At 56.5% G+C, this 11,805-nt stretch carries 5 protein-coding genes and 3 tRNA genes; 4 read left to right on the top strand and 4 right to left on the bottom strand.

Annotation, left to right across the window (positions count from 1 at the left end; all coding sequences use genetic code 11):
* The first annotated feature begins 119 nt into the window (after positions 1-119).
* Genes ptrA through recD form a run of 3 tightly spaced genes read left to right on the top strand, consistent with a single transcriptional unit; the run spans position 120 to position 8,358 of the window.
* Positions 120-3,002, top strand: a complete 2,883-nt coding sequence (gene ptrA / locus ACQG11_RS04305) for a pitrilysin (RefSeq protein ID WP_426728202.1) — start codon at positions 120-122, stop codon at positions 3,000-3,002.
* Complete coding sequence (gene recB, locus ACQG11_RS04300) at positions 2,999-6,541, top strand: exodeoxyribonuclease V subunit beta (protein ID WP_426728201.1); 3,543 nt, start codon at positions 2,999-3,001, stop codon at positions 6,539-6,541. The genes ptrA and recB overlap by 4 nt, the downstream gene beginning before the upstream one ends.
* Complete coding sequence (gene recD, locus ACQG11_RS04295; protein WP_058646258.1) at positions 6,538-8,358, top strand: exodeoxyribonuclease V subunit alpha; 1,821 nt, start codon at positions 6,538-6,540, stop codon at positions 8,356-8,358. The genes recB and recD overlap by 4 nt, the downstream gene beginning before the upstream one ends.
* Positions 8,359-8,391: 33 nt before the next feature.
* Here the strand turns inward: recD and argA are convergent, their stop codons facing one another.
* The gene (gene argA, locus ACQG11_RS04290) at positions 8,392-9,723 is read right to left on the bottom strand and encodes an amino-acid N-acetyltransferase (protein WP_022649227.1); all 1,332 of its coding nucleotides are present in this window, start codon (positions 9,721-9,723) and stop codon (positions 8,392-8,394) included.
* A 227-nt stretch (positions 9,724-9,950) separates the two neighbouring features.
* Here argA and amiC point away from each other — a divergent pair, with 227 nt between their 5' ends.
* Complete coding sequence (amiC, locus tag ACQG11_RS04285) at positions 9,951-11,204, top strand: N-acetylmuramoyl-L-alanine amidase AmiC (protein WP_022649226.1); 1,254 nt, start codon at positions 9,951-9,953, stop codon at positions 11,202-11,204.
* A gap of 89 nt (positions 11,205-11,293) precedes the next feature.
* Here amiC and ACQG11_RS04280 read toward each other — a convergent pair.
* The 3 genes from ACQG11_RS04280 to ACQG11_RS04270 form a co-directional block, all read right to left on the bottom strand.
* A tRNA-Met gene (locus ACQG11_RS04280) sits at positions 11,294-11,370 on the bottom strand.
* A 44-nt stretch (positions 11,371-11,414) separates the two neighbouring features.
* Positions 11,415-11,491, bottom strand: a tRNA-Met gene (locus ACQG11_RS04275).
* A 44-nt stretch (positions 11,492-11,535) separates the two neighbouring features.
* Positions 11,536-11,612, bottom strand: a tRNA-Met gene (locus ACQG11_RS04270).
* Positions 11,613-11,805 lie beyond the last annotated feature (193 nt).

Raw genomic sequence — 11,805 nt, 5'->3', positions numbered from 1 at the left:
AGTACGGGGTGTTCATTTATGATGCACCTCTTATCACGGACTGATGTACCCAAAGAAAGAGATGCTGGCGTGTCCAGCACGCACGTTGTTAATGATGTAGCCGTGATAAAGAGGTCGTAATGCCAGGCAGCACCTTGTTCAAAGCGTTTGTTTTGTTTATCGCCCTTTGGGCTCCCGTCACTCAGGCCGATTCCGGTTGGCAACCTGTCCAGGAAACAATCCGTAAGAGCGAAAAGGATACCCGTCAGTATCAGGCGATTCGTCTTGATAACGGGATGACCGTACTGCTGGTTTCCGATCCTCAGGCGGTTAAATCGCTCTCCGCACTGGTTGTGCCGGTGGGGTCGCTGGAAGATCCTGATGACCATCCGGGACTGGCGCACTACCTTGAGCACATGACGCTGATGGGGTCTAAAAAATACCCACAGCCTGACAGCCTGTCCGAATTTCTGAAAATGCATGGCGGCAGCCACAACGCCAGTACTGCGCCGTATCGTACCGCGTTTTACCTGGAAGTGGAAAATGATGCGCTTGACGGGGCGGTGGACCGTCTGGCGGATGCCATCGCCGCACCGCTGCTGGATAAAAAATATGCTGACCGGGAACGCAACGCCGTAAACGCCGAACTGACGATGGCGCGCACGCGAGACGGTATGCGCATGGCGCAGGTTAGCGCTGAAACCATCAATCCGGCGCATCCGGGTTCGCGCTTCTCAGGCGGCAACCTTGAAACGCTGAGCGACAAGCCGGGTAGCCCGGTGCTCGATGCGCTGCATGCGTTTCGTGAAAAATACTATTCCGCCAATCTGATGAAAGCGGTTATCTACAGCAATAAACCGTTGCCGACGCTGGCAAACATGGCTGCGCAGACCTATGGCAGGGTGCCAAATAAAAATATCGATCTGCCACAGATTAACGTGCCGGTTGTCACGGACGCGCAAAAAGGCATTGTTATTCACTATGTGCCGGCCTTGCCGCGCAAGGTGTTACGCGTTGAATTCCGTATTGATAACAACACGGCGCAGTTCCGCAGCAAAACCGACGAGCTGGTGACTTATCTTATCGGTAACCGCAGCCCGGGTACGCTCTCCGACTGGCTGCAAAAGCAGGGGCTGGTGGAAGGTATTCGCGCTGACTCCGATCCCGTAGTAAACGGGAATAGCGGCGTGCTGGCCATCTCCGCGACGCTGACCGATAAAGGGCTGGCTCACCGTGACGACGTCGTTGCGGCCATTTTCAGTTATCTCTCTCTGCTGCGCGACAAAGGCGTCGATAAACGCTACTTCGACGAGCTGGCGCACGTGCTGGATCTCGATTTCCGCTATCCCTCTATTACGCGTGATATGGACTACGTCGAGTGGCTGGCAGATACCATGATCCGCGTGCCGGTGGAACATACGCTGGATGCGGTAAATATTGCCGATCAGTATGACGCCGGGGCGCTCAAAGCGCGTCTGGCGATGATGACTCCGCAGAATGCCCGCGTCTGGTATATCAGCCCGAACGAACCGCATAACAAAATGGCCTACTTCGTTGATGCCCCGTATCAGGTTGAAAAAATCAGCGAACAGACCTTCGCGGGCTGGCAGAAAAAGGCGGGGGAAATTGCGCTGAAGTTACCGGAGCTTAACCCCTACATCCCGGACGATTTCTCGCTGATCAAACCCGCAAAGGCCTATCCGCATCCGGAGCTGATTGTTGATGAGCCGACGCTGCGCGTGGTCTACACCCCAAGCCGCTATTTCGGCGACGAGCCAAAAGCGGATGTCAGCGTAGTGCTGCGTAATCCTAAAGCAATGGACAGCGCCAGAAACCAGGTGCTGTTTGCGCTTAACGATTATCTGGCCGGTATTGCCCTCGATCAGCTCAGCAACCAGGCTGCCGTTGGCGGTATCAGTTTCTCCACCAATGCCAATAACGGCCTGATGGTGAATGCCAACGGCTATACCCAGCGTTTGCCGCAGCTGTTCCAGGCGCTGCTGGACGGTTATTTCAGCTATACGCCTACGGAAGAACAGCTCGAGCAGGCTAAGTCCTGGTATGCCCAGATGATGGATTCTGCCGAGAAGGGTAAAGCCTACGATCAGGCGATTATGCCAGCACAGATGTTGTCCCAAATTCCTTATTTCCAGCGCGAAGATCGCCGCGCGTTATTGCCCTCAGTCACCTTAAAAGAGGTGCTGGCTTACCGTGATTCGCTGAAAACCAATACTCGTCCGGAGTTCCTGGTTGTAGGGAACATGAGCGAAGATCAGGCTAAAACGCTGGCACAAAACGTGCGTGCGCAACTGGGTTCAAAAGGCGATGAGTGGTGCCGTAACCAGGATGTGCTGGTAGAGAAAAAGCAGAATGCGATCTTCGAAAAAGCGGGAAGCAGCACGGATTCCGCGCTGGCCGCGGTGTTTGTCCCTGTCGGATATGACGAATTTACCAGCTCTGCCCAGAGTGCGGTGCTCGGTCAAATTATTCAGCCGTGGTTTTACAACCAGCTGCGCACCGAAGAGCAGCTTGGTTATGCGGTATTCGCTTTCTCGATGAATGTGGGCCGTCAGTGGGGGTTGGGCTTCCTTCTGCAAAGCAGCGACAAACAACCCGCTTACCTGTGGCAACGTTATCAGGCATTCTTCCCGCAGGCGGAAGCAAAACTGCGCGCCATGAAGCCGGAAGAGTTTGCCCAGATCCAGCAGGCGGTTATCGCCCAGGTGATGCAACCGCCGCAGACGCTGGGTGAAGAGGCCTCGCAGCTGAGCAAAGATTTTGATCGCGGTAATATTAAATTTGATTCGCGTGATAAAATAGTGGCCGAAATAAAACAGCTGACGCCACAAAAAGTTGCCGATTTCTTCCATCAGGCGGTAGTTAAACCGCAGGGTATGGCCATCCTGTCTCAGGTTTCTGGCAGCCAGAACGGGAAAACGGACTACGTAAAATCAAAAGAGTGGACCGTCTGGAAGAGCGTCAGCGCGCTGCAACAAACTATGCCCTGGAGTAAGAAAGAATGACCCATACCGCTGAGCCGCTTGATCCCCTAAGTTTACCTCTACAGGGTGAGCGACTGATTGAAGCCTCAGCGGGAACGGGAAAAACCTATACCATCGCCGCGCTCTATCTGCGTCTGCTGTTGGGGCTCGGCGGCAACGCCGCTTTTTCGCGCCCGTTAAGCGTGGAAGAGCTGCTGGTGGTAACTTTCACCGAAGCGGCCACTGCCGAGCTGCGTGGCCGTATTCGCAGCAACATTCATGAGCTGCGCATCGCCTGTCTGCGTCAGACGACGGATAACCCCCTCTACGCGAGCCTGCTGGACGAGATTGCGGATAAGCAACAGGCTGCGCAATGGCTGCTGCTGGCCGAACGGCAAATGGATGAAGCGTCCGTCTTCACCATTCACGGTTTTTGTCAGCGCATGCTGAGCCTGAATGCGTTTGAATCCGGCATGCTCTTTGAGCAGCAGCTTATTGAAGATGAATCCGAGCTTCGCTATCAGGCCTGTGCGGATTTCTGGCGTCGTCACTGTTATCCGTTGCAGCGCGACATTGCTGAAGCGGTTCACGCCCTGTGGAAAGGTCCGGAAGAGCTTCTTCGCGCCATCGACCGTTACCTGCAAGGCGAAGCGCCGGTCATTAAATCTCCTCCGCCTGCCGATGAAACGCTGGCCTCGCGCCATGAAAAGATCGTCGCCAAAATTACCGCGCTTAAGCAGAAGTGGAATGAGTCGGTTGGTGAAATTGATGCAATCATCGAAAACTCAGGCATCGACAGACGCAAGTTCAACCGTGGGAACCAGGGGAAGTGGATCGAAAAGATCAGCGCCTGGGCCCAGGAGGAGACGCGGGGTTACCAGCTTCCGGACGCACTGGAAAAATTTTCGCAGCGCTTTTTGACCGAGCGAACCAAAGCCGACGGTATTGTGCCTGAGCATCCCCTGTTTGTGGCGATTGAAGCGCTGCTTGCGGAGCCATTAACGCTCAATGACCTGATGATCACCCGCGCCATGACGGAGATCCGCCAGGCAGTCGCGCGCGAAAAACGTCGCCGGGGCGAGCTGGGGTTTGATGACATGCTGAGCCGCCTGGACGAAGCCCTGTCCAGCGAGAATGGTGAAGCGCTCGCCAGCGCGATCCGTACCCGTTTTCCGGTGGCGATGATTGACGAATTTCAGGACACCGACCCCCAGCAGTACCGCATTTTTCGCCGCATTTGGCGACAGCAGCCCGACACTGCCCTGCTGCTGATAGGCGACCCTAAACAGGCCATTTACGCCTTCCGTGGGGCAGATATCTTCACCTATATGAAAGCCCGTAGTGAGGTTGTCGCGCATTACACGTTAGATACCAACTGGCGCTCCGCTCCGGGGATGGTTGAGAGCGTCAATGCGCTGTTCAGCCGTATGGAGACGGCATTCATGTTCAATGAAATCCCTTTCCTGCCGGTGAAATCCGCCCCAAACAACGCGACGCTGCGCTTTGAAGTCAGCGGTGCGGTGCAACCCGCCATGACCTTCTGGCTGCTTGAGGGGGAAGGCTATGGCGTTGCCGATTATCAGGCGGCGATGGCCCAGCACTGCGCCGCGCAAATCCGTGACTGGCTAAGCGCAGGCGCGCGCGGCGAGGCACTACTGTGGAAGGGGGAACAGGCATATCCTGTAAAGGCCTCTGATATTACCGTGCTGGTGCGCAGTCGTCAGGAAGCGGCGTTAATCCGCGATGCGCTAACGTTGCTGGATATTCCGTCAGTGTATCTCTCTAACCGCGACAGCGTGTTCGACACGCTGGAAGCCCAGGAAATGCTCTGGTTGCTTCAGGCGGTGTTGGCGCCGGAGCGCGAAAATACGCTTCGAAGCGCGCTGGCCAGTTCTATGCTGGGGTTGAACGCACGGGATATTGATGAACTCAACCATGACGAAAACGCATGGGATGCGGTGGTAGAAGAGTTTGTCCATTACCGTGAACGCTGGCAAAAGCGCGGCGTTATGGCGATGCTGCGCGAGCTGATGACACGGCGTCAGATTGCCGAAAATATGCTGGCGACATCCGGCGGTGAAAGGCGTCTGACCGATATTTTACACATCAGCGAACTGTTACAGGAAGCGGGTACCCAGCTTGAAAGTGAACATGCCCTTGTGCGCTGGCTGGCGCAGCAAATCGCGGATCCAAACAGTAACTCTTCAAGCCAGCAGATGCGTCTTGAGAGCGATAAGCATCTGGTGCAAATCGTCACCATTCACAAATCCAAAGGTCTCGAATATCCGCTGGTCTGGCTGCCTTTCATCGCGAACTACCGGGTTCAGGATCAGGCCTTTTACCATGACCGCGAGACTTTCGATGCGGTGCTCGATCTCAGCAAGGCGGAGACCAGCGTTGAACTGGCAGAAGCGGAGCGTCTGGCGGAGGATTTGCGCCTGCTTTACGTGGCGCTGACCCGTTCTGTCTGGCATTGCAGCCTGGGCGTCGCCCCGGTTTTCCGCCGTCGCGGGGAGAAAACAGGGGAAAGCGATTTCCATTTAAGCGCGTTAGGGCGGCTTATTCAGCGTGGCGAGCCGAAAGATGCTGCGGGGTTGCGCCTTTGCATTGAGTCGCTCTGCGGTGACGATATCGCGCTGCATATCCCGTCTCTGCCAGACAATAGCCGCTGGCAAATGGCGCAAGAGCCCGCGACCGACCTTAATGCGCGCCAGATCACGCGGGTGCTTGCCGACGACTGGCGCGTCACCAGCTATTCTGGCCTGCAACAGCACGGGCAAAGTATTGCGCTGGATCTCATGCCGAAGCTGGACGTGGATGCCGCAGGGGTGGGTGATATTCCGGTTGAACCGACGTTAACTCCGCATCAGTTCCCACGCGGCGCGTCGCCGGGCACCTTTTTGCACAGCCTCTTTGAAGAGCTTGATTTTACTCAGCCTGTCAGTGAGGAGTGGGTGCTGAAGATGCTACAGAGCGGGGGCTATGACGCGCACTGGCAGCCCGTTCTCACTGACTGGATCAACGCCATTTTGCAGGCACCGCTGACTGAGCAGGGCTTCGCTCTTCGTCAGCTAACGGCCAGAAATAAACAGGTTGAGATGGAGTTTTATCTGCCTGTCGCAGGCCCGCTTAAGGCCGACGCGCTCGATGCGCTTATCCGTCAGTACGATCCGCTCTCAGCCGGTTGCCCGCCGTTGAACTTCCGTCAAGTGCAGGGCATGCTGAAAGGCTTTATCGACCTGGTCTTCCGTCACGAAGGACGGTACTACCTGCTGGATTACAAATCGAACTGGCTGGGCGAGAACAGCGAAGCCTATACCCAGCAGGCGATGGCGGCAGCCATGCAAATGCATCGCTACGATCTGCAATATCAGCTCTACACGCTAGCGCTGCACCGCTATTTGCGCCACCGTATTGCGGATTACCGCTACGACGATCATTTTGGTGGCGTCATCTACCTCTTCTTGCGCGGGGTCGACGCTGCCGATCCGCGCTCCGGGATCTTCAGCACCCGTCCGGATGCGGAATTGATTAATAAAATGGATAACCTGTTTGCAGCAAACACGGAGGAGATGGCATGACGATGCAGGACTTATTGCTGGAAGCGGTAGAGCAACGCGTGCTGCGTCAGCTGGATGTGCAGTTTGCCATGATGATTGCCGCTGACCAGCCCGCCGTGATGCTTGCCGCTGCCCTATTGAGTAAAGACGCCGGAGAGGGGCATGTGTGTCTGCCGCTCTCGCGTCTGGTTGTTGACGAGAAAATGCCGCCTGTCCTCCAGTCCTGCTTTGCGCTGCTGGGGGAGAGGGTGGACTGGCAGAAAATTTTGCGCGAATCGTCGGCCGTCGGGCCGGGAGAAAACCAGGCGCCGCTGATCCTGACGGGGGAGCGCTTATATCTGAACCGTCTGTGGCGAAACGAACTGACGGTAGCGCGTTTCTTTAGTGAGACCAACGCGCCGCTTCCCTGCGACGAAGCGCAGCTTCGCCAGACACTGGACAGGCTGTTTGACTCCGGTGAGCCTACAGACTGGCAGAAAGTGGCGGCGGCCGTCGCCCTGACGCGGCGGATTTCGGTGATTTCAGGTGGCCCGGGGACCGGGAAAACCACGACCGTCGCAAAGCTGCTGGCAGCCCTGATCCAGCTATCAGGCGAGCAGCGATGTCGTATTCGTCTGGCGGCGCCCACCGGGAAAGCAGCGGCGCGACTGACCGAATCACTGGGCGGTGCGATGCAACAGCTGCCGCTCACTCAGGAGCAGCTTGCGCTTTTCCCGGGTGAAGCGAGTACCCTGCACCGTCTGCTCGGCGCGCAGCCGGGTAGCCAGCGGCTGCGCTACCATGCGGGTAATCCGCTGCATCTGGACGTGCTGGTGGTGGATGAAGCCTCCATGATTGACCTGACCATGATGTCGCGCCTGATCGATGCTCTGCCGCCGCATGCGCGCGTGGTTTTCCTGGGCGATCGCGACCAGCTCGCCTCCGTGGAAGCCGGGGCGGTACTGGGGGATATCTGTACCTACGCCAGCTACGGTTATACCGCCGCGCGGGCGCAGGAGCTTGCCCGCCTGACCGGCTGCTCGCTTGAACCCGATCACTCGCCGGTCGCAGGCGCACTGCGTGACAGCCTGTGCCTGCTGCAAAAAAGCTACCGTTTCGGTAGCGACTCCGGCATCGGCCAGCTGGCTGCGGCGGTCAACCGTGGCGATCGGCATGCCACGCGCACGGTGTTTGACGGCTCTTTCACTGACATTGAAAAGAAATCGCTGCAAAGCGGGGAAGAGTATCAGGCTATGCTTGAGGAGGCTCTCCATGGATACCAGCGTTTTCTGAGCTGCGTGCAGCAGCGCAGTCAGCCCGGGCAGGTCATTGCCGCATTTGGCGAATACCAGCTTCTGTGCGCATTGCGGGAAGGGCCGTTCGGCGTTGCGGGCCTGAACGACAGGCTGGAGCAGCTGCTCGTGCAGAAACGCAAAATTAACCGTCAGCAGCATTCGCGATGGTATGAAGGCCGGCCAGTGATGATCTCCCGCAACGACAGTACGCTGGGGCTGTTCAACGGGGATATCGGTATTGCGCTCGATCGCGGTAACGGTTTGCGCGTCTGGTTCCAGCTACCGGACGGCAGCGTGAAGTCCGTCCAGCCCAGCCGTCTGCCAGAGCATGAAACGGCATGGGCGATGACGGTACACAAGTCTCAGGGCTCAGAGTTCAACCATGCGGCGCTGATCCTGCCGACACAGCTTTCGCCGGTCGTAACCCGTGAGTTGGTCTACACCGCCGTTACCCGTGCGCGCCAGCGTCTGTCGCTGTATGCGGATGAGCGCGTGCTGGGTCAGGCGATTGCCACTCGCACCGAGCGCAGAAGCGGATTAAGCGCGATTTTTGAATCTGTCTGAGTAATCACCCTCTCCGACAGGAGAGGGTGATTGTTATCCCAGGTCCGCCATTAACACCTTCGAGCGGCGCTGGTAGTTGTACATCTCTTTCTTACTTTCCGGCAGAGAATCAATATCCACCGGCGTGAAGCCGCGCTCCTGGAACCAGTGAATGCTGCGCGTGGTGAGCACGAACAGCTTGCTCAGACCCATCTGGCGCGCCTGTGCCGCCACGCGTTCAAGCAGCAGTTCCCCCCGCGAGGAGCTACGGTAATCCGGGTGCACGGCAACGCACGCCATTTCGCCAATCTGCTCTTCCGGGAACGGATAAAGCGCCGCACAGGCAATGGTCAGGTTATCTCGCTGGATGATGGTGAACTTGTCGATCTCCATCTCCAGCTGCTCGCGGGAGCGGCGAACCAGAATGCCCTGTTGTTCCAGCGGACGGATCAGCTCCAGAATGCCGCCGATGTCATTGATGGTGGCACGGCGGATCTGCTCGGCGCTCTCCATTACGATCTGCGTACCGATCCCGTCCCGGGAGAACAGTTCCTGCAACAGCGCGCCGTCTTCCTGATAGCTGATCAGGTGGCTGCGGCGTACCCCGCTGCGGCACGCTTTGACGGCGCCGCGCAGAAAACGCACGGTACCGGAATAGTAATCGCCTTGTGCTTCCAGCGCTTCGACGCGCGCCTGGGCTTCATTCGGAAAAAGTTCTGGCACAATCACGCCCTCATCGTTCACGACACCCTGTGAGGAGCAAAAGCCGATCATTTTTTCCGCTTTCAGCTTGATGGCCAGCTGGGTGGCAATCTCTTCCGAGGTCAGATTAAAACTTTCACCCGTTACGGAAACGGCAACGGGTCCCATCAGGACGATCGCGCCATTGTCTAACTGGCGGTGAATGGCTTCTTCATCAATGCGCCGGATGCGGCCGCTGTGGCAGTAATCCACGCCATCGTCCACGCCGAGCGGCTGAGCGATGATAAAGTTGCCGCTCACCACGTTGATGTGCGCGCCCTGCAGCGGCGTATTACTCAGGCTCATCGACAGGCGGGCGGTGATATCGAGCTGCAACAGACCCGCCGCCTGTTTGACCAGTTCGAGGGTTTTCGCATCCGTCACGCGGGTATGTTTGTGGTAGATCGGCTCATGGTGATGGGCGGCCAGGTTGGCTTCGATTTGCGGACGTGCGCCATACACCACCACCAGACGGATGCCGAGGCTGTGCAGCAGGCCGATATCATTGACGATACTGGAAAAGTTCTCATGCTCAATGGCTTCGCCGCCAAGCATGATGACAAAGGTTTTCCCCCGATGGGTGTTGATATAGGGAACAGAATGGCGGAATCCCTGGACCAGTTCGGTTCTGCGTTCCTTAACCATGATACAACCCTTAATGAATGTTTATTCGTTATTTGTGTATTTTTATTCGATTGTGGCCGCGTGTGCAAGCCAAAATTTTCTGCGACACACAGAAAATAATAAGTAATCCGTGCGTTAACGTATGATTGTTTACCCTTTTATAGATGACAGTTTATGCGTCATTCGTTAAAGTTTTCGGTCAATTTGGGCGTTTTGTTCATCAATCAGATTTCTTGCTCGGGAGAAGCATGTCGGGATCCAATTCAGCAATAAGCCGCCGCCGCCTGTTAAAAGGGGCCGGGGCGATGTGGTTGCTTAGCGTCAGCCAGGTGGGTCTTGCCGCCACAAGCCAGGTAGTCGCGGTGCGCGTCTGGCCGTCGTCGACCTATACGCGCGTGACGGTCGAGTCCAACCGCGTGCTGAAATACAAACAATTTGCCCTCAGCAATCCTGAACGTGTGGTGGTTGATCTCGAAGGTGTGAATCTCAACTCCGTGCTTAAAGGCATGGCGGCGCAGATCCGTGGCGACGATCCTTTTATCAAATCGGCGCGCGTCGGGCAGTTCGATCCGCAAACCGTGCGCATGGTGTTTGAGCTCAAGCAGAACGTGAAACCGCAGCTCTTTGCCCTTGCGCCTGTTGCCGCCTTTAAGGAGCGCCTGGTAATGGATCTCTATCCGGCGAATGCAACGGATATTCAGGATCCGCTCCTGGCGTTACTTGAAGATTACAACAAAGGCGATCTCCAGCGACAGGTCCCACCTGCGCAAAGTGGTCCTAAGCCGGGCAGGGCGGGGCGCGATCGTCCGATTGTGATCATGCTCGATCCTGGCCACGGCGGAGAAGATTCCGGCGCCGTTGGGAAATATCACACCCGTGAAAAAGATGTGGTGCTGCAAATTGCCCGTCGTCTGAAGGCGTTAATCGACAAAGAGGGCAATATGCGCGCCTACATGACGCGCAACGAAGATGTCTTTATCCCGCTGAAGGTCCGCGTGGCGAAAGCGCAGAAGCAGCGCGCGGATCTGTTTGTCTCTATTCATGCGGACGCCTTCACCAGCCGCCAGCCGAGCGGATCGTCGGTGTTTGCCCTGTCAACGAAAGGGGCGACCAGTACCGCCGCGAGATACCTGGCGGACACGCAGAACGCCTCGGATTTAATCGGTGGCGTGAGCAAAAGCGGGGATCGTTACGTCGACCATACGCTGTTTGATATGGTGCAGTCGCTGACCATTACCGACAGTCTGAAGTTTGGTAAAGCGGTGCTGGGCAAACTGGGCCGGGTCAACAAGCTGCACAAAAACAGCGTCGAGCAGGCCGGATTTGCGGTACTGAAAGCGCCAGATATTCCGTCCATTCTGGTCGAAACCGCGTTTATCAGTAACGTGCAAGAGGAACGCAAGCTCAAGACGGCTAAATTCCAGCAGGAAGTGGCGGAGTCGATTCTGGCGGGTATTCGGGCCTATTTCTCAGACGGGGAAACACTGGCGCGGCGGGGATAGGGTATTACGCCGGGTATCTCGCCCGGCACTTTCACAAACGGCAGATACAAAAAAACACCCTTAAGGGTGTTTATTGTTTTAAGAAGTGTTGGTTGCGGGGGCCGGATTTGAACCGACGACCTTCGGGTTATGAGCCCGACGAGCTACCAGGCTGCTCCACCCCGCGTCCGTCTTTCTACACTTGTAGAAACTTACTTCTTCAAATTTGATTGGTTGCGGGGGCCGGATTTGAACCGACGACCTTCGGGTTATGAGCCCGACGAGCTACCAGGCTGCTCCACCCCGCGTCCGTCTTTCTACAGTCGTAGAAGATACTTCATCAAATTTTAATTGGTTGCGGGGGCCGGATTTGAACCGACGACCTTCGGGTTATGAGCCCGACGAGCTACCAGGCTGCTCCACCCCGCGTCCGTGGAAGCGCACTATACTCGGATAGGTTTGTGATGCAACCCCTTTTTCGCATAATTCATTATTTTGTATGCAAAATGAACGGGAATAGCCACTTTGGACTATTTTTTGTCCAGAATTTGCCAAAGGGAAGGCGATCGCATTTCATTACCACGGTGGGTTTGTTATCTTCATCACGCGGAATTGGGCAACT

It is taken from the genome of Enterobacter cloacae complex sp. 372C4, from assembly GCF_050030615.1.
Lineage (GTDB): Bacteria > Pseudomonadota > Gammaproteobacteria > Enterobacterales > Enterobacteriaceae > Enterobacter > Enterobacter intestinihominis.
This window is presented reverse-complemented; position numbering and strand designations above follow the sequence as displayed.